The organism is Streptomyces sp. NPDC005202, from assembly GCF_040608235.1.
Lineage (GTDB): Bacteria > Actinomycetota > Actinomycetes > Streptomycetales > Streptomycetaceae > Streptomyces.
Genome location: NZ_JBEXHW010000044.1, coordinates 16,001 through 39,864, shown reverse-complemented (window position 1 = coordinate 39,864; position 23,864 = coordinate 16,001). Strand labels below are relative to the sequence as shown.

The window sequence follows — 23,864 nt, the reverse complement described above, 5'->3', positions numbered from 1 at the left end:
GGGCGGGATCGGCGATGATGCGTCGGCAGGCACGGTCTTCCACTCGGATCACGGGGCGTAGAGAACTCCATGATCTTGGAAGCCGTGCCTGTCACCTTCCCCGAAACCCCCGCCGAGCTGGCAGATCATCACGAACCGGACGTCAAGCGACTACGCCGAAGCCCTGACCCAGCCGCTACGGTGCGCTCACCACGCCGGCCTTCTCAACCCCTGGCGTTACTTCCGGGTCAACTCCTCTAGAGAACGCTTGTGTTCACGTAGCCATGCTCGCTGGCTCGACTGGCGCTGGGTGCTCTTCGTCAACGTCCCCATCGGCATCCTCATCGCCGCGCTCGCACCGCGCTACATCAACGAGTCCGAACTCCACCCCGGCCGCTTCGACCTCACCGGGGCGCTCACCTCGACGCTCGGCATGGTCGCGCTGGTCTATGGGTTCATCAGGGCAGCGTCCGACGGCTGGCGGGACTCTCTCACACTCGGTGCGTTCACCGCGGCCGTGGTGCTGCTCGCCGCCTTCATGCTCGTCGAGACCCGCGCCAAGGAACCGATCACCCCCCTGCGGATGTTCGCCAACCGCAACCGCTCCGGCACCTACGTGATCATGATCAGCCTCGCCGCAGCGATGTTCGGCATGTTCTTCTACATCGTGCTCTTCGTGCAGAACGTGCTGGGCTACTCCCCGATCCGCGCCGACCTTGCCTTCCTGCCCGGCACCGTGGTCATCGCGGTGGGCGCGGGGATATCGCAGCGGCTGCTGCCGGTGCTCGGCCCCAAGCCGTTCCTGATGACCGGCACCACCCTCGTCGCCATCGGCCTGGCCTGGCAGTCCCTGATCGACTCGGACAGCTCGTACGTCAGCGGAGTGCTCGGCCCGATGCTGGTCTTCGGCTTCGGCATGGGACTCAACTTCGTCACAGTAACCGTGACCGCCGTCTCCGGCGTCGCCCCTCACGAAGCGGGCGCCGCCTCCGCTCTGCTCAACACGACGCAACAGGTGGGCGGTTCACTCGGCCTGTCCATCCTGACCACCGTCTTCGGCTCGGCCAACCGCGACGAAGCGACCAAGCAGGTCGCTTCGTTCATGGTCCAGGCCACACCCGAGCAGAAAGCCGCGTTCGCCAAGTCCCACCAGCTGCCCGCCCCATGGAGCCACGAGGTACTCGCCCACGGCATCTCGACCGCCTTCATACCGGCCGCCGCCATGGCTGTCCTCGCGTTCGCCGTCGCCACGGTCGTCATACGTGTCCGAAAGAGCGATCTGGAAGCCCTCAGCGGCACGGGCGGCACCCAGGCCGGGTAACCCTCGCGCGTCCCCCGATCACGGCGCCCGTGACCGATCGTCCCGCCTACGCGGGTTTTCGACCCACGGGCGCCGTGCGGGGTCCGCTGACCCGGCTCCCCCGCCGTCACACGGTCGCCCCCAACCGAAACCTGACAACGCGCGTTGGAACGCCACCGGACGCGACGATTGTGAACATCGCTCTCCCGCACATTCAAGACGCCCTCAAGTTCAGCACCACCGACCTCACCTGGGTCGTCAGCGCCTACACGCTCACCTTCGGAGGCCTGCTGCTTCTCGGCGCTCACGCCGGTGACATCCTCGGCCGCCGCCGGGTCTTCATGACCGGCATCCTGCTGTTCACCTTCGCCTCTCTGCTGGGCGGACTCGCCCAGGAACCCTGGCAGTTGCTGGCCGCACGCGCCCTGCAGGGCGTGGGGGGAGCGATAGCGTCGCCCACCTCGCTGGCGCTCATCACCACCACCTTCCCCGAGGGCCCGGAGCGGAACCGGGCCTTCGGCGTCTTCGCCGCGGTCTCCGCGGGCGGCGGCGCGATCGGTCTGCTCGCGGGCGGCATGCTCACGGAGTGGCTCGACTGGCGCTGGGTGCTCTTCGTCAACGTGCCGATCGGTGTGCTGATCGCGCTGCTCACGCCGCTGTACATCACCGAGTCCGAGCGGCACCCCGGGCGCTTCGACATCGCGGGCGCGCTGACCTCGACGGCGGGCATGGCGTCCCTCGTGTACGGCTTCATCCGCGCCTCGGAGGAGGGCTGGCGGGACAGCCTGACGCTCGGGTCCTTCGCAGCCGCGGTCGTCCTGCTGCTGGCCTTCACGCTCACCGAGAGGCGCGCCAAGGAGCCGATCACCCCGCTGAAGATGTTCGCCGACCGCAACCGCTCGGGCACGTACGTCATCATGCTGAGCCTGGCCGCGGCGATGTTCGGCATGTTCTTCTACATCGTGCTCTTCGTGCAGAACGTGCTGGGGTACAGCCCGATCAAGGCCGGGGTGGCCTTCCTTCCGGTGACCGCCGCGATTGCGGTGGGGGCGGGCCTTTCGCAGCGGTTCCTCCCGGTGCTCGGCCCCAAGCCGTTCATGCTCACCGGCTCGACGCTCGTGGCGGTCGGGCTCATCTGGCAGACCTTCATCAGCCCCGACAGCTCCTACCTCGGCGGGGTGCTCGGACCGATGATGGTGTTCAACTTCGGGATGGGCCTGAACTTCGTGACAGTGACAGTCACCGCGGTCTCCGGTGTCGCCCAGCACGAGGCAGGCGCCGCCTCCGGTCTGCTCAACGCCACGCAGCAGGTGGGCGGTTCGCTGGGGCTGTCCATCCTGACGACGGTGTTCGGCTCGGCCAGCAGGGACGAGGCGAAGAAGCAACTGCCGAAGTTCCTCACCGACGGTTCGGCGGAGCAGAAGACGGAGTTCGCCAAGACCCATCGGCTGCCCGCTCCCTGGGGGCACGAGGTGCTCGCCCAGGGCATCTCCACAGCCTTCGTCCCGGCCGCGGCGATGGCCGTACTCGCCCTGATCACCGCCTGGCAGGTGATCAGGGTCCGCCGGAGCGACCTGGAGGCCCTCGCCGGCACGGCGGGTCCGGGAATCGGCTGATCCTGCCGGCCCCCCCCGACGGGCCGAGGACGGCCGGACCGCGTCCGGGGGACCGACGGCGAGGACGCAAGGTCCGGCCGTCCGCACGCCGGGTGCAGAGTTCTGCGCCACGCAGGTGAGGGACGGCCGACGGCGCCTGCGCCGCACCGTCACCACCGCGGCGAGCATGACCACCAAGACGAACAGCGGAACCTGCATGTCCACCCCCTCGGACGCCCATGTGCCGTCCGCCCGTGCCGACCCATCGGTCACACAGCGGATGCCACGACAACGGGCGGACAGTCACGCAGAGTTCCCGGCGCGCACAGAGAGTTCCCCCTGGCGCAGCCGCCGGGCGGCGAAAGGATCGTCACACGGACGTCGGCACCCAATCCGGCAGCGCCTCCGTCCGCTGCACCCACTCGGCGGGCGGTGTGCCTGCCTTCCCCGAGGCGAGCACGCCGCCCACGATGGCGCAGGTGGTGTCCACGTCGCCGCCGGCCTGGGCGGTCGTCCAGAACGCGTCCTCGTAGTCCCCAAGGGCCCGAGCGGCCGACCAGAGCGCGAAAGGCACCGTGTCGTGGGCCGTCGTGCGCCGGCCGCAGCCGAGAACGGCGGCGACGGTGGCCGCATCGCCGTAGTCGAGCATGTCGCGGGCGCGTCGCAGACCGGCGCCGACGGCGCTCCTGGCCGGTACGAGGGCGATGACGCCGTCGAGCAGCGCCTCGGCGCTCGGCGGGCCGTCGGGGGCGGCGGCCAGCGCGGCGGCCGCGGCGACGGCCATGGCGCCGACGACGGCCTCGCGGTGCTGGTGAGTGGGGTAGGCAGAGATTTCGGCCTGGTGGGTGGCCTGCTCCGGGTCGTCCGCGTACCAGGCGCCCACGGGCGCGATCCGCATCGCGGCACCGTTGCCCCACGACCCCTGGCCGTTGAAGAGCGCGGCAGCGAGTTCGCGCCAGTCGCTGCCCTCCCGGACGAGGCGCAGTATGCCGTTGACCGCGGGGCTGTACCCCCGGTCGGAGTCGTGGTGCGCGGCGAAGGACTGCGCCAGTGCGTCCTGGTCGATGCGGTGGTGAGCGGCCAGGACGGCGACCACGGAGCAGGCCATCTCCGTGTCGTCGGTCCACTGCCACGGGCCGGGCGGCAGCTCGCGGCGCTTGAGCAACGGGTAGTTCACCGGCACGAAGAACTGCGAGCCGAGGGCGTCCCCCACCGCGAGTCCGCGCAGGCCGGCCAGGGCGCGCTCCAGGCGCCCTTCGGGAGAGGAATCAGGGGTCATCGCTCTGCCACTCTATCCAGTGATCCCGTACGGCTCCGGGTCCCGCCACCGCTCGAACGGCCGGTCAAGCGTGTACTTGCCGTCGTCTCCGAGAACGAGCATCCGCATCTCGGCGTTCCCCGGATTCGACAGTGACTCGAATTCCGCGACCGTCCAGTGGAACCAGCGCATGCAGAAGAGCCGCATGGCCAGGCCGTGGGTCACCAGGAGCACGTTGGGCGGGTGGTCGGGGGCCTCGAAGCTGCGGAAGAGGCTCTCCAGGAAGCCGCCGACCCGGTCGTACACGTCGGCGCCGGACTCGCCCTGGGCGAAGCGGTAGAAGAAGTGCCCGTAGGCGTCCCGGTACGCCTTCTGGAGGCGTACCTCGTCGCGGTCCTGCCAGTTCCCCCAGTCCTGCTCGCGCAGCCGGGGCTCCTCCCGCACGCGTATGAGCTCGGGGTCGAGGTGGAAGGCGCGGAGGGTCTCGTGGGTACGGCGGTAGGGGGAGACGTACACGCTCACGCGCTCCCGCCCGAACAGCTCCCGCAGCTTCTTGCCGGTCTCCTCGGCCTGCCGCCACCCCCGCTCGGTCAGTGCCAGCGCATGGTCGGGCTCGCGCTCGTACACGGAGTCATCAACATTGCCCGTTGACTCGCCGTGCCGGACAAGGACGATGCGCCGTGGTCGTGCCATGCCAAAACACTAGATCGGGTGACGGCCGATCGAGGACTCGAAGTGGCCCCATACGGCGTAGGTCACACAGTTCATGCACCGTGCACCACGCAGGGCACACGATCAGTGCATCAGGAAATCAAACGGTCCAGCTCGGCTCGAGCTCCACGATGTCGCCCGTCAGGGCCGCCACGTCGGCCTCCGTCTGGGCCCGCAGCGCGAGCCGCTCCACTCGCTCCGTGCGGTACTTGCCGTGCTCGGCGGACGACTGCCACATCGACAGCACCAGGAACTCGTTTCCCGGCGCCTCTCCGAACAGACCGCGCACCATGCCGGGCGAGCCGGCCATCGCCGGGTTCCAGACCTTCTCCTGCATCAGCATGAAGTGCTCGGCGCGCTCCTCGTGGACCCGGCAGAGGGCGACCCGCAGCAGGTCGGCGTCCGTGAAGCGCGGTTCGAATCCCGTCTTCACGTCGAAGCGATACTCGAACAGCCTGACCTGGGCATCTTTGAAGGTGCCCGCCTGGGCCGCCGCCAGCCGGTCGTGGGAGCGGGCCATGAACGAGTCGTAGAAGGCGCGGCTCTCCCAGAAGGCGAAGGTGTGCGCCACCCCCGGCCGCACCCGGCTCCACCCACCGCCCTGCCCCCGAAACCCCGGCTCCCCCAGAAGCCCCGCCCACTTTCGCTGCCCCCGCTCGAAGCCGCGGCGGTCCACCACGGTGCAGCGAATCCACTTGACCAGCACCGCGCCATGGTAAGGCCAGGGAGCGTGGCGCCGGTCATGCTCGTAGGGACATCACCCGCGCAAGCATCCCCCGTGCGTGGCACGATGGACAACGAGCGCCCAGTGCCCGGCAGTTGGGGCAAGGGGGGCGCACGGGGAGGGGAAGGGGGAGTCCGGTGAGCGAACTCAGCAAGGGAATCCGCAAGGTCGACGTCGCACTCAGGTGGGACCCGAGTCCGGCGGGGCAGCCACCCACCGATCTGGACATCGTCGCCGCGACGTACGTGGCGGGCGATCCCTACGGTGCTCCCGACTACGTGGTGCACTACGACAGCCGCTCCCCCGACGGCACGATCTACCTCAACCGGGACAGCAGGGACGGCCGGGGTTTCGGGTGGGACGAGGTCATGACGCTGGAGCTCGAGCGGCTCGACGGCCGGTACGCGCGCGTGGTGGTCGGCGTCGTCATCCAGCAGCGCCCCGCGTCCCGCACGTTCGTCAACGTCCTCAACCCGGGTCTGCGCATCCGGGAGGGCTACTCCGTCCTGGCCGAGGACGATTTCGGCAGCGTCCTCGGCGCGACGGCTGCGACGGTCGCGGAGTTCGTACGCGACGAGTCCGGAAGCTGGGACTTCCACCCCGGCGTCCGGGGATTCGAGGACGACCCGGCGACCTTCACCCGCCGCATGGGCCGGGCGCACCTGTCGTAGCCGATGCGCGTAAGGGGCGCCGGCCGATGGCCGACGCCCCTTACCTCATGGCGTTTGCGTCAGGGTCAGCTGCAGCCGCTCGTCGAGCCGCAGCCCTCGCAGATGTAGCAGGATCCGGCCCGCTGCATCCTCGTACCGCAGGAGAAGCACAGCGGGGCGTCGGCCTGGATGCCCAGCTGCATCTCCACCAGCTCGGCGCTGGTGTGGGCCTCCTTCGGGGCGGGCTTGGCCGCCTCTGCGTCGGCCTTCGGCGTGGCGACGGCCTTCAGCTCCTGGGCGCGCGGCGCCGACTGGGCCAAGCCCTCGACGTCGACCTCGTCCTCGGCCGGCTCGTACGACCCCGTCTCCAGGTGGCGCTGGCGCTCCTCGGCGGAGTGGATGCCGAGCGCGGAGCGCGTCTCGAAGGGCAGGAAGTCCAGCGCCAGGCGGCGGAAGATGTAGTCGACGATCGACTGCGCCATCCGCACGTCCGGGTCGTCCGTCATGCCGGCCGGCTCGAAGCGCATGTTGGTGAACTTCGAGACGTACGTCTCCAGCGGAACGCCGTACTGCAGGCCCACCGAGACGGCGATCGAGAAGGCGTCCATCATGCCCGCGAGGGTCGAGCCCTGCTTGGACATCTTCAGGAAGACCTCGCCGAGACCGTCGTCCGGGTAGGAGTTGGCGGTCATGTAACCCTCGGCGCCGCCGACGGTGAAGGAAGTCGTGATGCCGGGACGGCCCTTGGGGAGGCGCTTGCGGACCGGGCGGTACTCGACGACCTTCTCGACCTTGGCCTGGGGCTCCTCGGCGGCGCCGGCCTTCTTCTCCTCCTTCTTCTTGGCGGAGAGCGGCTGGCCGACCTTGCAGTTGTCGCGGTAGATCGCGAGCGCCTTGACGCCCAGCTTCCACGCCTCGAAGTAGATCTCCTCGACCTCCTCGACGGTCGCCGACTCCGGCATGTTGACCGTCTTGGAGATGGCACCGGAGATCCACGGCTGGATCGCGGCCATCATGCGGACGTGGCCCATCGGGGAGATGGCGCGCTCGCCCATGGCGCAGTCGAACACCTCATAGTGCTCGTGCTTGAGGCCGGGGGCGTCGATCACGTTGCCGTGCTCGGCGATGTGGGCGACGATCGCCTCGATCTGCTCCTCCTGGTAGCCCAGGCGGCGCAGGGCCTGCGGGACCGTGCCGTTGACGATCTGCATCGAGCCGCCGCCGACCAGCTTCTTGAACTTGACCAGCGCGAGGTCCGGCTCGACACCGGTGGTGTCGCAGCCCATGGCGAGGCCGATGGTGCCGGTCGGGGCGAGCACCGACGCCTGGGAGTTGCGGAAGCCGTTCTTCTCGCCGAGGCGCAACACGTCCTGCCAGGCCTCTGTGGCGGCGGCCCACACCGGGGTGTCCAGGTCGTCCATGCGGACGGCCTTGGCGTTGGCGTCCGCGTGCTGCTTCATGACGCGCAGGTGCGGCTGGGCGTTGCGGGCGTAGCCGTCGTACGGGCCCACGACCGCGGCGAGTTCGGCGGAGCGCTTGTACGCGGTGCCGGTCATCAGGGAGGTGATGGCGCCGGCGAGGGCGCGGCCGCCGTCGGAGTCGTACGCGTGGCCGGTCGCCATCAGCAGGGCGCCGAGGTTGGCGTAGCCGATGCCGAGCTGGCGGAAGGCGCGGGTGTTCTCGCCGATCTTCTGGGTCGGGAAGTCTGCGAAGCAGATGGAGATGTCCATCGCCGTGATGACGAGCTCGACGACCTTCTGGAAGCGCTCGACGTCGAAGGACTGGTGGCCCTTGCCGTCGTCCTTCAGGAACTTCATCAGGTTCAGCGAGGCGAGGTTGCAGGACGTGTTGTCCAGGTGCATGTACTCGCTGCAGGGGTTCGAGCCGTTGATGCGGCCGGACTCCGGGCAGGTGTGCCAGTGGTTGATGGTGTCGTCGTACTGGATGCCCGGGTCGGCGCAGGCCCAGGCGGCCTCGGCCATCTTGCGGAACAGAGCCTTGGCGTCGACCTCCTCGATGACCTCGCCGGTCATCCGCGCGCGCAGGCCGAACTTTCCGCCCTGCTCGACCGCCTTCATGAACTCGTCGTTCACGCGGACCGAGTTGTTGGCGTTCTGGTACTGGACGGAGGTGATGTCCTCGCCGCCGAGGTCCATGTCGAAGCCCGCGTCGCGCAGGGCGCGGATCTTCTCCTCCTCCTTGACCTTGGTCTCGATGAAGTCCTCGATGTCAGGGTGGTCGACGTCGAGGATGACCATCTTTGCGGCGCGGCGGGTGGCGCCGCCGGACTTGATGGTGCCGGCGGAGGCGTCGGCACCGCGCATGAAGGACACGGGGCCGGAGGCGTTACCACCGGAGGAGAGCAGCTCCTTGGAGGAGCGGATGCGGGAGAGGTTCAGGCCGGCGCCGGAGCCGCCCTTGAAGATCATGCCCTCTTCCTTGTACCAGTCGAGGATCGACTCCATGGAGTCGTCGACGGACAGGATGAAGCAGGCGGAGACCTGCTGCGGCTGGGACGTGCCGACGTTGAACCAGACGGGGCTGTTGAAGCTGAAGATCTGGTGCAGGAGGGCGTAGGCCAGCTCGTGCTCGAAGATCTCGGCGTCGGCGGGCGAGGCGAAGTACTTGTGGTCCTCACCGGCCTTCCGGTACGTCTTCACGATGCGGTCGATCAGCTGCTTGAGGCTGGTCTCGCGCTGCGGGGTGCCGACGGCACCGCGGAAGTACTTGCTGGTGACGATGTTGACCGCGTTCACCGACCAGAAGTCGGGGAACTCGACGCCACGCTGCTCGAAGTTGACCGAGCCGTCGCGCCAGTTGGTCATGACGACGTCACGGCGCTCCCAGGTCACCTCGTCGTACGGGTGTACGCCGGGGGTGGTGTGGATGCGCTCGATGTGCAGCCCCTTGTTACCCGCCTTGGTGCCCTTGGCTCGGGAACCTCGTGCCGGACCGCTCGCCGTCTCTGTCATGCCGCCTCCCTGTACAGGCAAAAACGCCCTGAAGTGCCCCGATGTTCCCGTGGCACGGTGTTCTGTCTGGTGCTGCGGGCACCCTCTCGCTACCGCCCGCAACCGGTCTTCCTCGCCGCCGCTCAGCCGGATCCGGACGCGCGGTCCGGGCCGGCCCGCCGATCAGTCGGCGGCATGGGCGGGCACGGGGACCTCAGCCGTCCCTCCGCGCCCGCGGTCGTCTTCCTGGCTTCCCGCGACAACGTCGTCGCCGTCCTCGTCCTCCGCGGCGGGGCGCCGCATCCCCTCCCTGAGTTCCGCGATCGCAGCCTCGAAGTCCTCGAGTGAGTCGAACGCCCGGTAGACGGAGGCGAACCGCAGATAGGCGACGAGGTCGAGCTCCTGCAAGGGGCCGAGTATGGCCAGCCCCACGTCATGGGCGGCCACCTCGGCGCTTCCGCTGGCCCGCACTGCCTCCTCGACCCGCTGGCCGAGCTGGGCGAGTGCGTCCTCAGTGACAGGCCGTCCCTGGCATGCCTTGCGCACGCCATTGATGACCTTGGTACGGCTGAAAGGCTCGGTGACTCCGGACCGCTTGACCACCATGAGCGAGCACGTCTCCACGGTCGTGAACCGACGGGAGCAGTCAGGGCACTGGCGGCGCCTGCGGATCGACGTGCCGTCGTCGGTCGTACGACTGTCGACGACGCGGCTGTCGGGGTGCCTGCAGAAGGGGCAGTGCATGGACTCCGACCCTCCTCACAGCAGACTCAATAGCCTCGCCGAGCCCCATGGGCCCCGCGAAGCAGCCCCAAGCATAGGCGATGATCGGCGGGCCGAAGACCCGGGGGACCACAACTTCTGGGCTGCTGTAGCCATCCAACCACTAGATGTGGGGATTGGCTCGTACATGCACATCGCTACTCGCATGTCGCGTCGACACAGAGACGCGCCACCTGGCCGCGCCGCCGCAGGAAACACGCAGGTGTACGCCCGTACCCCTGACACACATACGGAGATACCGTGGGCGCCGCACGGAGGACGCGTGGGACTCCCGGGCAGATGGGGACCGGCACTCGGTTGACGGGATGCCGGATGGCAGAATGGGGCAGCAACCCACGAGGTCACCACCCCGGCGGTGAAGAGTACAACAATGGGGCCTTTTGTCCGCCAGGTGCTGCGTTAGCCATACACCCAAACACAAGATCAAGTCAGGCGATCCGCGTTTTTTCACTCGAACGTGTGTTTGGCGCAACCTTTCGAAAGCAACTACCGTTGTGCAGCAGGGAGACCATCGAGAGGGGCCGACGTGACCACCACCGCAGACAGTGCCACCATCACTGCCCAGGACCGCTCCCAGGGCCGACTCGAGCCGGTGCATGCGATGAACGAAGCCACGAATCCCGAGGGGCACAAGCGCTCCCTGCCGGGCCGACCTCCAGGCATCCGCGCGGACAGCTCGGGACTCACCGACCGGCAGCGCCGAGTGATCGAGGTCATCAGGGACTCCGTCCAGCGGCGCGGCTACCCGCCGTCGATGCGCGAGATCGGCCAGGCCGTCGGCCTCTCCAGCACCTCCTCGGTCGCGCACCAGCTGATGGCACTTGAGCGCAAGGGCTTCCTGCGCCGCGACCCCCACCGCCCGCGCGCGTACGAGGTCCGCGGCTCGGACCAGGCCGCCTCGCTGCAGCCCACGGACACCGTGGGCAAGCCCGCCGCGTCGTACGTCCCGCTGGTCGGCCGGATCGCCGCCGGTGGCCCCATCCTCGCCGAGGAATCCGTCGAGGACGTCTTCCCCCTCCCCCGGCAGTTGGTCGGCGACGGTGAGCTGTTCGTTCTGAAGGTCGTCGGCGACTCGATGATCGAGGCCGCGATCTGCGACGGCGACTGGGTCACGGTCCGTCGGCAGCAGGTCGCCGAGAACGGTGACATCGTGGCCGCGATGATCGACGGCGAGGCCACCGTCAAGCGCTTCAAGCGCGAGGACGGCCACGTCTGGCTCCTGCCGCACAACTCGGCCTACGAGCCGATCCCCGGCGACGATGCGACCATCCTCGGCAAGGTGGTGGCGGTGCTGCGGCGCGTGTGACGCCCAGCCGAGGTGAGCTGACGGGGCCGTGCCCGAAGGCGAGCCGAACCGTGGAAACGGCGGGTGGATCGGTCGGATCCGCCCCCTGACCGGGCCCCGGGACCCCTGCGCCGGTTCCGGGGCCCTGCTGTGCCGGGCCTGTCACAGGGCGTTTTGGATCGCGGGTTGGCCGGTCACGGCGCCGGGACCGGCCAACCCGCGATCACTGCGCTTCCGCCTGCCTGGCGGCCGCGTCGATCGCGGCCAGCGACTTGCGGACCTGATTACGGTCCGTGGTGTACCAGAAGTCGGGCAGTGACGCCTTCAGATAGCCGCCGTAGCGGGCCGTGGCCAGTCGCGGGTCCAGTACGGCGACCACACCGCGGTCCCCCGACGCCCGTACGAGACGGCCGGCGCCCTGAGCCATGAGGAGCGCCGCGTGGGTGGCGGCGACCGCCATGAAGCCGTTGCCGCCGGCGTCCTCGATGGCCTTCTGGCGGGCACTCATCAGCGGGTCGTCCGGGCGGGGGAACGGGATCTTGTCCATGACGACCAGCTGGCAGCTGGGGCCGGGGACGTCGACGCCCTGCCAGAGGGACAGCGTGCCGAACAGACACGTCCTGGGGTCGGCGGCGAAATTCTTGATCAGCTCGCCCAGTGTCTCCTCGCCCTGCAGCAGGATCGGGAACTCGGGGATGCGGGTGCGCAGCTCCTCGGCGGCGAGCTGGGCGGCCCGCATCGAGGAGAACAGGCCGAGCGTCCGGCCGCCCGCCGCCTGGATCAGCTCCGTCAGCTCGTCGAGCATGTCCCCCCGGTCGCCGTCCCGCGCGGGGCGCGCCAGGTGCTTGGCGACGTACAGGATGCCCTGCTTGCGGTAGTCGAAGGGCGAGCCGACGTCCACGCCCTTCCACTTCGGCAGGTCCTCCCCCTCCGTGCCCTCGGGGGCGAGGCCCAGGGAGGCACCTACGCCGTTGAAGTCGCCGCCGAGCTTGAGGGTCGCGGAGGTGAGGACCACGGAGCGGTCCGCAAAGAGCTTCTCCCGCAGCAGGCCCGACACGGACATGGGGGCGACGCGCAGGGAGGCGCCGAAGCGGTCGTGCCGCTCGTACCAGACGACGTCCCACTCCGAGCCGTTGGTGATGCGCTCCGCCACGTCGTGCACGCTCTCCACCGAGGCCAGTGCCTGCTTGCGGACCGCGTCCTCGTCCTGGACGGACTTGTCGCGGGTCGCCCCGAGCGCGGAGATGACGTTGCGGGCTGCGTCCCGCAGCGCCAGCAGGGCGTAGCCGAGGTCCTCCGGGATCTCCTCCAGGCGGCCGGGCAGGGCGAGTTCCATCAGCCGCTCGAAGCCCTCGGCGGCGGTTTGCAGCTGGTCGGCGGCCTTCTCGTTGACCAGCTTCGCGGCGCGGCGCACCGCGCGGTTGACCTGGCCGGGCGTGAGCTCGCCGGTGGCGACCCCGGTCACCCGCGAGACCAGTTCGTGTGCCTCGTCGACGATCAGCACCTCGTGCTGCGGGAGGACCGGCGCGCCCTCGATGGCGTCGATCGCGAGCAGCGCATGGTTGGTGACCACAACCTCGGAGAGCTTGGCACGCTCGCGGGCCATCTCCGCGAAGCACTCGGCGCCGTAGGCGCACTTCGAGGCGCCCAGGCACTCCCGGGACGAGACCGAGACCTGGGCCCAGGCCCGGTCGGAGACGCCGGGGGTCAGGTCGTCGCGGTCGCCGGTCTCGGTCTCGTCCGCCCAGTCACGCAGCCGCAGCAGGTCCTGGCCCAGCTTGCTGGTGGGCGCGGCCGCCTCGAACTGGTCGAAGAGACCCTCCTCCTCGTCCTGTGGCACGCCCTCGTGCAGGCGGTGCAGGCACAGGTAGTTGGACCGGCCCTTGAGCATCGCGAACTCCGGGCGGCGGCGCAGCAGGGGGTGCAGGGCCTCGACCGTGCGCGGCAGGTCCCGCTCCACGAGCTGGCGCTGCAGGGCGAGGGTGGCGGTCGCCACGACGACCCGATCCCCGTGGGCGAGCGCGGGCACGAGGTAGCCCAGCGACTTTCCGGTGCCGGTACCGGCCTGGACCAGCAGGTGCGAGCCGTCGTCGATCGCGTCCGCGACGGCTTGGGCCATGGTCACCTGGCCGGGGCGCTCCGTACCGCCCACGGCAGTGACGGCAGCGTGCAGGAGTTCGGGGAGTGAGGGCTTTGTCATAGCGCGAACACCCTACGGCTCGGGACTGACAAACGGGCGATCAAGGCGGGGGCCAGGGGCGGGATCAGGACCGGGGCTCCTCAGCATCATCGGCACGAGCGAGAACCGGATCGGCCCGAGCGGGAACCGAATCGGGTGTACCAAGTGACGACGCTGCGGCTCCCTGTCACAGCAGACCGCGCAGGGAACGGTCGCGGACCATGAGCGCGGCCCGCTTGGTGGGCAGGTCGACCTCGGCGGAGAACCGGAAGCCGGCGCTCAGAAAGGCGGCCACGGAGGGGGTGTTGCGAAGGTCGGGTTCCGCGACGACGCGCGCACAGGCGAAGCGCTTGTCGAGCACCCGGTCGGCCACGGCTCTGAGCAGGGTGCTGCCCAGCCCTCGCCCACGGTCGGCGACACCGCCGATGAGGAGATGGATTCCGGTGTCGTGCGGTCGGGCGGGGTAGTAGCGGGCCAGCGGATCGAGATCCGCCCGGTAGATCTCCCAGTAGCTCATCGGTTTGCCCTCGAGCAGGCCGAGGCACGGGGCGCTGCGTCCGTCGCCGTCGAGCTGGGCGCGCAGATGGGCCTCGGTCACGCTCTGGGGCCCGGCCAACTGCCAGAACTCCGCGACGGCGGGGTCGTTCATCCAGCGGCTGATGACCGGCAGGTCGCGCTCGACGCGGACGGGGACCAGATGGAAGGCACCGGCGGGCGTGACGATGGGGCCCCAGTCGCCGATACCGTCGAGGAGGTCGTCGGCGGCAGGGGTGTCGGTCCCTGACATCTCAGAGAAGAGCGCGACGAACTCGTCGGGCAGACGCAGATCGAGCGTGTCCTGGCTGTCGGCGTCCGCGTCGCCCGGCTCGCGGGGGGTGTCGGTGTCGGTCGTGCTCGGGTCACCGAAAAGGGCCCCCGGTGTACTCGGCTCGGGACGGGGAGCAGTACCGGTCCCCCTCCGGTCAGCACCGAGAACGGCCCCCGTCCCGCTCTGGGCGGCACCGAGAACGGCCCCCGCCGCACTCGACTCCGCACCGACAACACCCCCCGCCGCACTCGACTCGACACCGACAACACCCCCCGTTGTGCCCGGCTCGACACCGACAACACCCCCCGTTGTGCCCGTTGCGGTGCCCGGCGTGCCGCCGGCCGGCGCCGGGTCGGCACGGACGCTGCCGCCGGCTGGGCTCGGGCGGACACCGGGATGCGTTCCGGTGCTGCTGGGAGCGGCGCCGGGAGCGGTTCCGGTGGCGGGGACGTGGCCGGCGTCGGCGCCGGCGTCGGTGGGAGGCATGGCGCGCTCCTCTCAGGAGGCGAAGTGGGGCATGGTCCTCGGGGGCGGAGGGAATCGGTGAGGGTCAGGAGTGCAGGGGGTTGGCGATGGTGACGTAGACGGACTGGGTGTCGACCGGGCCGACGAGTTCGTCGAGGCCGTGCAGCCGGGTCAGCAGGTTGGCCTTGCAGCGCAGGACCGGCGAGTCGAGCAGACGGGCCGGGAGGGTGGAGCGGAGCCGGGCGGGACCGGAGGCGCAGTCGCCGAGGAAGCGGCGGACAGCGGCGAGCAGGAGCCGTTCGTCGGCGAGGCGTTGCGAGCCGAAGGCGCCGACGAGGCCGCACACGTTGTTGATGGCGAGGTAGTAGGCGAAGCGTTCGTCGGTGACCTCGTCCGGGACGAACGTGTCGCTCCGCTCGCCGATGCCGGGCAGCCGGGCGTCGAGTTCCGCGTGCCGGGACTCGCGGAAGTAGTAGCCCTGGTTGTCGCGATAGCGGCCGCCCGCCGGCCAGCCGTCGGCGTCCAGCAGGAGCAGCGTGTTCTGCTGGTGGGCCTCCAGGGCGATCCCCGCCTCGCCGTCCAGCCAGAGCACGGGGCGGACCACCTGCTCGAGGTAGCGCAGGAACCACTCGGCGGCGACCACTCCTCGGGGGTGCCCGGTACGGGCGGCGAGGCAGGTCATGAGCTCGGCCAGGCGCGACCGCAGCGCCGGGGCGGCGTCGGGCTGGGGGTACGGCCGGGGTGCAACGAGTCCGGCGATGCAGGAGACGTGGTCCAACGGGCGGAACGGGTTGTGCCGGATCATCACGTCCAGCCCGGGCACGGGGGCGCCGTCCGGGGCGTCGACGGCGAGCCAGGCCGGGTCGCGGACGATGTCGAAGCCGGGGTGCGCGGCCTGCCACTCCTGGAAGAGGCCGCTGCGCAGGATGCGGTGGACCTCGACGCCGCGGTGCAGCTCCTTGCGGAGGTTCTCGCGGCGGGAGTTGGTGATGCGCAGGCCCAGCGACAGCTTGAGCATGGCGGGAGCGCCGGGGCGGTGGACGGTGCGTACGGAGGAGGTGGGGTGCCAGGAAGGGCCGTGGGGACCGAGGTCGCGCAGCAGTCCGGCGTCGAACAGGGCCGCCGTGTCGGCACGGTGACGTACCTCGCGCAGCTGCCATGGGTGCAGTGGCAGGGCGGCGTGTCCGTCGGGCAGCGGCAGCCCGGCTCCGGCGAGCCGCGCCGTGAGCCGGTCAGCGGGGACGGGCCGGCCGCGCTCGGTCCAGGCGGAGTCGGTGGCGAGTACGGAGCGGGCGACAGCCATCCAGTGCAGCGGGAAGGAGCCCCGTACCTCTGGTGAGTACCGGCGGGTTTCGGCCTCGGACAGGCCCTCCCGGCTCTTCGGGGTCGGGTGCAGCGGGTGTCCGAGCAGCAGGGCCTGTTCGGCGGAGAGGAAGAGGTCGGGTCCGTCGCCGGGACGTGCCCGGCGGTCCTCGAGGAAGAGGGCGGTGCGGCGGACGGAGTCGGCGACACGGGCGACGAGATCGACGGCGTCGGCGCCGGTGGGCTCCGCCGGTGCGAGGGCCTTCGTGGGTGACTCCCTGGAGAGCAGGGCCGCGACCGTGGGGGCGTCGGCCGGGGGGGCGTCGTCGGGAGCGTCGGCCAGGTACGGCAGGCCGAAGCGGTGCCAGCCGGTCGGCGACCAGTAGTGGACCGGAACGAGCAGGGCCGTACCGCTGGCCGGGAGGGGGATGCGGAGGATGCCGTCGTCGGGGACGGCGGTGTCGGTCTCGCGCACCCAGCAGCGCAGGAGGTTCTCCACGGCCGCGGCCTGGGCTGCGGTGTGCGGGTCGGGGTGTTCCAGGAGGTCGGTGGGCGCCCAGTCGCACCGCTCGGCGTCCGGTGCCCTTCTCCGCGGGCCGGGGACCGACTCGGTCGCGTTGTGGGCGTGGGAGCGGCCGTCGGATGTGGGGGTGGCGTTCAAGACGGTTCCTCGTGGGGGTCGTTCGGGTCGTGGTTCGGCCGGTTCATCGCTCGGGCAGGTCGATCGCCTCCCGCGCTCACTCATCGGCCGTCGCCTTCAGCGGGTCAGGCCGGACGGCAGGTGGCCCGCAGAGTGCAGGTCGGCGTACGCGGGCATCGTCGCGGCACGGGCACGCGCTCTCCGTTCTTGCGGCCGCGCGCTACCCCGCCCCCTCCGCGCGTCCGGCGTGTCGCTGCTGCCGCCGATGTGGCCGGTGGTCCTGGTCGCCCCGGTCGGTGTGGTCGCGGGCCACCGCCTCGACCGCGTCGGCCAGTCGGTCGAGCACCGCCGCCGCCTGCTCGTCGCTGATCGTCAGTGGCGGAAGGAGGCGTACGACGCTTGCGTGGCGGCCGCCGAGTTCGACGATGAGGCCCCGCCGCAGGCACTCGCGCTGCACGGCGGCCGCGAGTGCGGGCGCGGCAGGGCGAGGCCCGTGGGCGCGGGCTGTCGTAGGTGTGTCGGCCCAGTCGGCGGCGTGGGCCGGCATGTCCGGCGTCTCTACCCGACCAGCGGCAAAGCCCGGAGCCCACGCGGCTCCTCCTCGCGCCCCGGACGAATCCCGCCCATCCAGAAACGCCTCGCTTTCGCCCTCATCCTCACCCGAACGCGGCACCCCCGCCCCACCGGCCGCCTCCGGCTGCACCGCCCCGCTCCGCCGGTCGCCGCCCCACGCCGGCTCCCCCTCCGGGTCCACCAGTTCGAGGCCGATCATCAGCCCGCGCCCCCGCACGTCACCGATGCAGGGGAACTCCCGTGCCAGTTCGCCGAGTTGGCACAGCATGCGGGAGCCCAGGGAAGCCGCGCGCTCGGCGAGACGGTTTTCGCGGACGTGGGCCGGCGTGGCGGTGCCCGCGGCCATGGCGAGCTGGTTACCGCGGAACGTTCCCGCGTGGGCGCCGGGTTCCCACGCGTCGAGGTCGTCGCGGTAGACGACGACGGCCAGCGGCAGGCTGCCGCCGATGGCCTTCGACAGCACCATCACGTCCCATGTCACTCCGCCGTGTTGCACCGCCCAGAAGGCACCCGTGCGGCCGACGCCCGTCTGGATCTCGTCGGCGATCAGCGGGACGGACCGGTCCGCGGTGATCTGCCGCATGCGCCGCATCCAGTCGTCGGGGGCCGGGATCACCCCGCCCTCGCCCTGCACGGGTTCAAGGATCATCCCGGCGGGAAGCGGCACCCCCGACTTGGGGTCGTCGAGGACGGACTCGGTCCAGCGGGCGGCGAGTTCTGCGCCGCGGGCACCGCCGACACCGAAGGGGCAACGGTAGTCCTGCGGGTAGGGCAGGCGCGCGACCCGTACGTCGGCGGCGTGCCCGGACGCGGCGAGCGCGCCCGCAGTCATCCCGTGGTAGGCGCCGGCGAAGGCCACGATTCCGGTGCGGCCGGTGGCGGCGCGGACGAGCTTGAGCGCTGCCCCCACCGCGTCCGTTCCGGCCGGCCCGCAGAACTGCACGCGCGCGTGGTCGGCGAGCCCGGGCGGCAGCGTGCGGAACAGCTCGGTGATGAAGGCGTCCTTGACGGGTGTCGCGAGGTCGAGGGCGTGTAGCGGCGCGCCCGAGTCGAGGACGGTGCGGATGGCCTCCAGCACGACGGGATGGTTGTGCCCGAGGGCGAGGGTTCCCGCGCCCGAGAGACAGTCCAGGTAGCGGCGGCCGTCCGCGCCCTCGATGGTGAGCCCGCGGGCCCGGACCGGCACGATCGGCAGGGCGCGCGCGTAGGTGCGCGCCGCCGACTCGCGCGCCGACTGACGCCGCAGGATCCCTTCGTGCGCGCTGCGCGCCCCCGTGGACGCACATTCGCCGGGCGCAGACTCGGTCACGGTCACGGCTCCCTGTCCTCCCGCTGTCCCAGGCGTCCTCCCGCTGTCCAGGGCGAGTCGGCGCCCTCGGCGCGGGGGGACCCGGACACAGACAGCAGGCCCCCCACCGCTACAACCGCGGACCGTCCGCGCGGTTACGGGTTGCCTCAAGATCCTTGCCGTGACGGAACCGTTGCCGGTCCAGTCCGGCCCCGGGTGCAGAAGCATTTGACATCCATTGCTGACATCAGTCAGCGATGGTTCCGCCAAAGCCTGTCCAGCCGCCCGACGGCGTCCCTCACATCCTCGTTTGGGGCCGTGGTTCCGGGACGACGACCGAGAACGTCACGTACGGGCTGTAAGGGCCGAAGACGCAGGGCGCGTCGTCCGGGAGACCGGGACGCTCGCCTGCGAATCCGAGGATCATGGTGCTGCCGTAGTTGCCACACAGGACCGTCTTGGGGAAGACCTCGCTCTTGTAGAGGTAGCGGGAGTCGGGGTCCAGCTGGGTGTCGCCCCAACGGATGGCCCTGACCTTCTGGTTGACCAGCCCGATCAGCTCGTCCCGGCGTGCCAGGCGCTCGAGGAGCGGAAGCGTGATGGTCAGTACGCCTATGTCCTGGGTACGCAGAACATCCGCGGCCTGGTCGATGAGGTGCTCGGCGTAGGCCCCGGCGTCGGCTCCCCGCCCCTCGGATATCAGCTTCTTCACCCAGCGGGGGTCGAGGTCGAGTGTGAATCCGTGAGAGCCGTGAGTGGTCGCGGACCTGCGGAAGTACTCCCCCACGATGTGCGGGCCGGTCGGCACGATCCCGAGCCAGTTCGCGCCACGGACGAAGCCGTGGGCGTCGAGGCTGAGGTTGCTCCAGCGGAGCATGCGGTCCAGCCAGTCCCGCAGCAGGACGACCCGTTTCGGGGCGCCTAAGCCAGTTTCGAGGAAGCGGGGCGACGGGGCCAAAAGATGGGTTGGTCCTCGACGTCCCTGCACAGACTGGCATGACCCTCGGATCCGTTGGGGCACAGGGCGGCGAGACCGTAGATCTCTCCAGTGCGTTTGGTGCCAGAGTAACTGTATTTCTAACAGTTACCACGGCCGACGGCGCAACGGTGACGATGACCAGGGACTGAAGTGCGCGCGGGGTGCGGCGCCGGACCGCTGGTCACCACCACGGAACCCTTCACGCGGGTGGCGAGCACTCCGCAAGAAGTGCACCCGCCGGATCCCGTCCTCCAAGCCCGTGGTCCATCCAGCTCGCCTCGAACATCTGGCCATGATCGACGGCCGCGACCAGCGCTGTCCATGCTCAGCACTCCTGGGCTGTGGACTATCTGTGGACAGCTGGTCGCTCACGGAGTCATGGCGGGCCTGAGACCTGTGAGAATGCCGGATAGTTGAAGGGGCCTCCGGAGCCGTGACACGTTGTCGGAATCGGCCCAGGCCACACCTCGGTGACCAATGTGGGCGCTGTTCAGCTCGTCCAGGCGCTTCTTGTCGTAGTCCGACAGCTTGCAGTTCGTCATGACACCCCTCTCCCCAGCCCCATTTGGGGCCGGAGGAGCCCTCCACCCAATACGAGCCGCCTCCGGCCCAAGCCACCTTTCCCTTAAAGGACTCCTTGTACTGCTCGGGGTACTGCTTGAAAGCGTCCATCTGGTCCCGAGGCACCTCAATCCGGTAGACCTTGGAGCCAGTTGGGCCGCGGCTTGGGGTCCCGGGAGTTGTCGCCCTGCCGGGCCTGGCCGCTCCACCGGCCTGGCGCGAGAGCGGCCGGGGTCTGCGGTGCAGGCGGACCGGCGCAGCCGGGCGCCGGAGCGCCGCCACAGGCGCCACAGGCGTTGGCGGGCCCAGGCAGGCACCGATGGACGCCTGCGCCTTCATGACCCGCCAGGCGTTGCCCATGTCGGCTGACACGCCTCCCTCTTCCAGCCCCTGGAGGGTCTCCCGAAGCTCCGCCACGGTCTGCGCCCGCACCACCAGGAACGGCGCCTTCTGCGGGTCGCAGGAGGCGCGAAGCGATGGTTGTGCGAGCTGTCCGCATACTCCGGGTACGACACGGGGGTCGCGGTCTGGCCGGTTTCCGGCTCCTGCCCTCACTCCTCGGAGAGAATCGGCACCTCGGGGTTCGCGACGCCAGTCATGGTCGCACCAGGCCAGTGGAGTGGCGTAACCGAGGACGCGTTCCGCGTCCGACTGGGCGCACCAAGCCCGTGTCGGCCCTCTTTACTGCCGGCCAAGCCCTGGCGGTGGATATCCGCGTGCTTGCTCATCCGTCCTCCGTGCACGCAAAGAGCCCCCGGGAAACGGGGGCTCAGGGGCTGATGTCAACGCAGGTGGCTGACATCACTTGTTGACATCAACGGGGCCGACAGCCCCCGACAGGTCAGACGCGAGAAGACGTCAAATCGGCAGATCTCTGGATGATTGCCAGGTCAGACAACCTGTAGCGGAACCGTTGCCGTTCCGTCGGCAGTCCCCCACAGCGAGCGCATAGTGTGTGGTGCCGTTCCCGCACGCCGTGAGAACCGCATGAGCTCAGCCCGAGATGTGCGTGAGATCACGGCCGCACCACCAAGTTCGTTCACACCAGGGGGAGTCACCACCATGCGACCCATACGGCCGTTTTTCACCGTTCGCCGAGGAGGAGGCGCGCGCCGCACAACCTCCCCCGCGCTGGCCGCCGTTGCTATGGCCTCGGCGCTGGCGCTCACCGTCACCGGCTGCAACTCGGGTGACACCAAGGCGGACGGCCAGGCCTCCGCGTCCGCGACCGCCGGCGACACCGGCGACACCGGCGACACCGGCGACGGCAAGATCAAGATCCCGGACGACATCAGGAAGAAGCTCAAGGAGCACGGGATCGACATCGACAGGTGGAAGAACGGCGCCTGGAAGAACTGGAACAAGGACGACTGGCTGCGCGAGGCCGACGAGTTCATCAACCCGATCATCAAGGGCCTGTGGAACCCGGACCGGATGCGCAGGGCCAACGACCCGGACAAGGGTGTCGACGACAACGACCTCTCCGGTGACCAGGGCGTCACCGACCAGACGCCGGCGCCGGTGAAGGCGCAGGCCGTGGCGCCGACGTACCACGTCAACGCCGCCACGGCGGGCAAGGTGTTCTTCGACTCCCCCGAGGGCACGATGGTCTGCTCGGCGACGGTCGTTCAGGACCCGGCCCACCCGGGCAAGTCGAATCTCGTATGGACGGCGGGCCACTGCGTGCACGCCGGGAAGAAGGGCGGCTGGTACCGCAACATCGCTTTCGTGCCGTCGTACAACAACGCGGGCAAGAGCGCCGACCAGCTGCAGAACGCCACCAAGGACGAGGTCGCTCCGTACGGCGTGTGGTGGGGTGACTGGGCACAGACCTCGGAGCAGTGGATCGAGCAGGGCGGTTCGACCGGCGGGCAGGGTGCCTCGTACGACTTCGCGGTCATCCATGTGACGCCGGAGAAGGGCAGCAACGGCAAGTCGCTGGAGGAGACCGTCGGCGCGGCGCTGCCCGTTGACTTCAACGCCCCGGCCGTGCCGAAGGTGGAGAGCATCACCGCGACCGGCTATCCGGCCGCACCGCCGTACGACGGCCAGCGGCTGTACCAGTGCCAGGACAAGCCGGGACGACTGTCGATCAACGCCTCGGACCCGACGATGTACCGCATCGGCTGCACGATGACCGGCGGTTCCTCTGGCGGCGGCTGGGTCGAGACGGGCTCGGACGGCAAGCCCGTCCTCGTCTCCAACACCTCGATCGGCCCGGTGACTTCGGGCTGGCTGGCCGGTCCGCGGCTGGGCACGGTGGCCAAGGGCGTGTACGACTCGGTCAGCAAGAAGTTCGCCGGGCAGTAGGCACGGCGACGTCACCGACGGCGGTGGAGTCCCTCGCGAAAACCTTCACCACTTCACCGCCGTTCGCACTCAACCCACGGGCATAGTGGGGTGTCACTCCCGGACGGTTTTGCACGGAACCGCTCCAGGCCTGACAAGCACATGCCACCAAGCAAGCGCATGAGATCAACGAAGCGCGCAGGAATCACACGCTCCAACGGGGGTTATCGCACCATGCGTTCCACACGTACGCCCTCCGCGCCCCAGCGCGGAGGGCGGCGCACCGTCCTCGCCGCGACCGGGCTCGTCGCGGCCCTGGCGCTCACCGCGACCGCCTGCACCGGCTCGGACGACGACAAGGCGAGCACCGAGCCCGGCGCCACCACCTCGCAGGCGGCCGACAACGGCGACGGCAAGGTCCGGATCCCGGCCGACATCGCGAACAAGCTCAAGGAGCACGGGATCGATGTCGACCAGTGGCAGAACGGCGGCTGGAAGAACTGGGACAAGGACAAGTGGCTCAGTGAGGCCAAGGACTTCGTCAACCCGGTGATCAAGGGCCTGTGGAAGCCCGAGCGGATGAAGTCCGCGAAGGAGGCCAACAAGACGGTCTCCACGAAGGACGCCGCCGCCGACCAGGGCGTCAGCGACCCGGAGCCGCAGCCCGTGCCGGCGCAGGCCGAGAAGACCCCGTACCACGAGAACGCCGCCCCGGTCGGCAAGGTCTTCTTCGACTCGCCCGAGGGCACGATGGTCTGCTCCGGCACCGTCATCAAGGACGTCAACCACCCGGGCAAGTCCAACCTCGTGTGGACGGCGGGCCACTGCGTGCACGCCGGCAAGGACGGCGGCTGGTACCGCAACATCGTGTTCGTACCGGCCTACAACGACCTCGGCAAGTCCGAGTCCCAGCTGAGCAAGGCCAACGCCTCCGAGGTCGCCCCGTACGGCGCCTGGTGGGCGGACTGGGCCTCGACGTCCAGCCAGTGGATCCAGGGCGGCTCGGAGACGGGCGGCGAGGGTGCCGCGTACGACTACGCCGTGCTGCACGTGAAGCCGGAGTCCGGCTCGAAGTCCCTGGAGGAGACCATCGGCGCGGCGCTGGACGTGGACTTCTCCGCGCCGTCCGCGAAGGAGGTCGCCAGGATGGGCGCCTGGGGCTACCCGGCGGCTCCGCCGTACAACGGCCTGAAGATGTTCAAGTGCATCGACCAGCCGGGCCGACTGTCGCTCAGCCCGTCCCTGCCGACGATGTACCGCATCGGCTGCACGATGACCGGCGGCTCGTCGGGCGGCGGCTGGTTCCGCGTGGTGGACGGCAAGACCAAGCTGGTCTCCAACACGTCGATCGGCCCGTCCGACAACACCTGGCTCGCGGGCCCGCAGCTGGGCCGGGGGGCCGAGGCGCTGTACGAGAACATGAGCAAGACGTACGGCGGTCAGTGACACCGACATGCTGAGGGCCCGCCCCCTGCTCCAGGGGGCGGGCCCTCGCGCTGCGGGTCTGAGCCGGGCCCTCGCACTGCGGGTGAGAGCCAGGCCCT

13 protein-coding genes and 3 pseudogenes are annotated in these 23,864 nt (G+C 69.9%); 6 read left to right on the top strand and 10 right to left on the bottom strand.

Annotation, left to right across the window (positions count from 1 at the left end; translation table 11 throughout):
- Positions 1-271: 271 nt before the first annotated feature.
- Together ABZV31_RS34665 and ABZV31_RS34660 are read left to right on the top strand one after the other, a co-directional pair.
- Positions 272-1,300, top strand: a pseudogene (locus tag ABZV31_RS34665) (MFS transporter); the annotation flags it as partial.
- Between the two features lie 158 nt (positions 1,301-1,458).
- Positions 1,459-2,895: pseudogene (locus ABZV31_RS34660) on the top strand (MFS transporter); the annotation flags it as partial.
- Positions 2,896-3,244: 349 nt separating this feature from the next.
- On the opposite strand, the gene ABZV31_RS34655 reads toward ABZV31_RS34660, so the two are convergent.
- The 3 genes from ABZV31_RS34655 to ABZV31_RS34645 form a co-directional block, all read right to left on the bottom strand.
- Entirely contained in the window at positions 3,245-4,153 is a 909-nt protein-coding gene (locus ABZV31_RS34655; RefSeq protein WP_355900824.1) for an ADP-ribosylglycohydrolase family protein, read from the bottom strand.
- 12 nt (positions 4,154-4,165) lie between these two features.
- Positions 4,166-4,825, bottom strand: coding sequence for a histidine phosphatase family protein (locus tag ABZV31_RS34650; RefSeq protein ID WP_355900823.1), 660 nt, complete (start codon positions 4,823-4,825; stop codon positions 4,166-4,168).
- 118 nt (positions 4,826-4,943) lie between these two features.
- Complete coding sequence (locus tag ABZV31_RS34645) at positions 4,944-5,549, bottom strand: YdbC family protein (protein ID WP_355900822.1); 606 nt, start codon at positions 5,547-5,549, stop codon at positions 4,944-4,946.
- Positions 5,550-5,704: 155 nt separating this feature from the next.
- Here ABZV31_RS34645 and ABZV31_RS34640 point away from each other — a divergent pair, with 155 nt between their 5' ends.
- Complete coding sequence (locus ABZV31_RS34640) at positions 5,705-6,238, top strand: TerD family protein (RefSeq protein ID WP_355900821.1); 534 nt, start codon at positions 5,705-5,707, stop codon at positions 6,236-6,238.
- 65 nt (positions 6,239-6,303) lie between these two features.
- Here the strand turns inward: ABZV31_RS34640 and ABZV31_RS34635 are convergent, their stop codons facing one another.
- Together ABZV31_RS34635 and nrdR are read right to left on the bottom strand one after the other, a co-directional pair.
- The gene (locus tag ABZV31_RS34635; protein ID WP_355900820.1) at positions 6,304-9,189 is read right to left on the bottom strand and encodes a vitamin B12-dependent ribonucleotide reductase; all 2,886 of its coding nucleotides are present in this window, start codon (positions 9,187-9,189) and stop codon (positions 6,304-6,306) included.
- A gap of 162 nt (positions 9,190-9,351) precedes the next feature.
- A complete protein-coding gene (gene nrdR / locus ABZV31_RS34630; protein ID WP_355900819.1) occupies positions 9,352-9,912 on the bottom strand; it encodes a transcriptional regulator NrdR in 561 nt (186 codons plus the stop codon).
- 565 nt (positions 9,913-10,477) lie between these two features.
- Between nrdR and lexA the strand changes: the two genes are divergently transcribed.
- A complete protein-coding gene (gene lexA / locus ABZV31_RS34625) occupies positions 10,478-11,257 on the top strand; it encodes a transcriptional repressor LexA (protein WP_355900818.1) in 780 nt (259 codons plus the stop codon).
- A gap of 202 nt (positions 11,258-11,459) precedes the next feature.
- Here lexA and ABZV31_RS34620 read toward each other — a convergent pair whose 3' ends face one another.
- The 5 genes and pseudogenes from ABZV31_RS34620 to ABZV31_RS34600 all read right to left on the bottom strand — a co-directional run bounded on the left by ABZV31_RS34620 (position 11,460) and on the right by ABZV31_RS34600 (position 19,368).
- Entirely contained in the window at positions 11,460-13,436 is a 1,977-nt protein-coding gene (locus ABZV31_RS34620; RefSeq protein WP_355900817.1) for an ATP-dependent DNA helicase, read from the bottom strand.
- 166 nt (positions 13,437-13,602) lie between these two features.
- Positions 13,603-14,262 (bottom strand): annotated as a pseudogene (locus ABZV31_RS34615) (GNAT family N-acetyltransferase); the annotation flags it as partial.
- Between the two features lie 511 nt (positions 14,263-14,773).
- The gene (locus ABZV31_RS34610) at positions 14,774-16,531 is read right to left on the bottom strand and encodes an IucA/IucC family protein (RefSeq protein WP_355900826.1); all 1,758 of its coding nucleotides are present in this window, start codon (positions 16,529-16,531) and stop codon (positions 14,774-14,776) included.
- 319 nt (positions 16,532-16,850) lie between these two features.
- Positions 16,851-18,518 carry a diaminobutyrate--2-oxoglutarate transaminase family protein gene (locus tag ABZV31_RS34605; protein ID WP_355900816.1) on the bottom strand — a complete coding sequence of 556 codons (1,668 nt, stop codon included), beginning with the start codon at positions 18,516-18,518 and terminating at the stop codon, positions 16,851-16,853.
- Positions 18,519-18,789: 271 nt separating this feature from the next.
- Positions 18,790-19,368 carry a hypothetical protein gene (locus ABZV31_RS34600; protein WP_355900815.1) on the bottom strand — a complete coding sequence of 193 codons (579 nt, stop codon included), beginning with the start codon at positions 19,366-19,368 and terminating at the stop codon, positions 18,790-18,792.
- A 1,725-nt stretch (positions 19,369-21,093) separates the two neighbouring features.
- On the opposite strand from ABZV31_RS34600, the gene ABZV31_RS34595 reads away from it, so the two are divergent.
- Together ABZV31_RS34595 and ABZV31_RS34590 are read left to right on the top strand one after the other, a co-directional pair.
- On the top strand, positions 21,094-22,341 hold the full coding sequence (locus ABZV31_RS34595; RefSeq protein WP_355900814.1) for a hypothetical protein: 1,248 nt from the start codon (positions 21,094-21,096) through the stop codon (positions 22,339-22,341).
- A gap of 213 nt (positions 22,342-22,554) precedes the next feature.
- On the top strand, positions 22,555-23,766 hold the full coding sequence (locus ABZV31_RS34590; protein ID WP_355900813.1) for a hypothetical protein: 1,212 nt from the start codon (positions 22,555-22,557) through the stop codon (positions 23,764-23,766).
- Positions 23,767-23,864 lie beyond the last annotated feature (98 nt).

Bases quoted from the DNA above. Each gene is read 5' to 3' on its own strand.
- ABZV31_RS34655 (WP_355900824.1), bottom strand. From the start codon at position 4,153: ATGACCCCTGATTCCTCTCCCGAAGGGCGCCTGGAGCGCGCCCTGGCC.
- ABZV31_RS34650 (WP_355900823.1), bottom strand. From the start codon at position 4,825: ATGGCACGACCACGGCGCATCGTCCTTGTCCGGCACGGCGAGTCAACG.
- ABZV31_RS34635 (WP_355900820.1), bottom strand. From the start codon at position 9,189: ATGACAGAGACGGCGAGCGGTCCGGCACGAGGTTCCCGAGCCAAGGGC.
- nrdR (WP_355900819.1), bottom strand. From the start codon at position 9,912: ATGCACTGCCCCTTCTGCAGGCACCCCGACAGCCGCGTCGTCGACAGT.
- ABZV31_RS34620 (WP_355900817.1), bottom strand. From the start codon at position 13,436: ATGACAAAGCCCTCACTCCCCGAACTCCTGCACGCTGCCGTCACTGCC.
- ABZV31_RS34600 (WP_355900815.1), bottom strand. From the start codon at position 19,368: ATGCTCCGCTGGAGCAACCTCAGCCTCGACGCCCACGGCTTCGTCCGT.
- ABZV31_RS34595 (WP_355900814.1), top strand. From the start codon at position 21,094: ATGCGACCCATACGGCCGTTTTTCACCGTTCGCCGAGGAGGAGGCGCG.
- ABZV31_RS34590 (WP_355900813.1), top strand. From the start codon at position 22,555: ATGCGTTCCACACGTACGCCCTCCGCGCCCCAGCGCGGAGGGCGGCGC.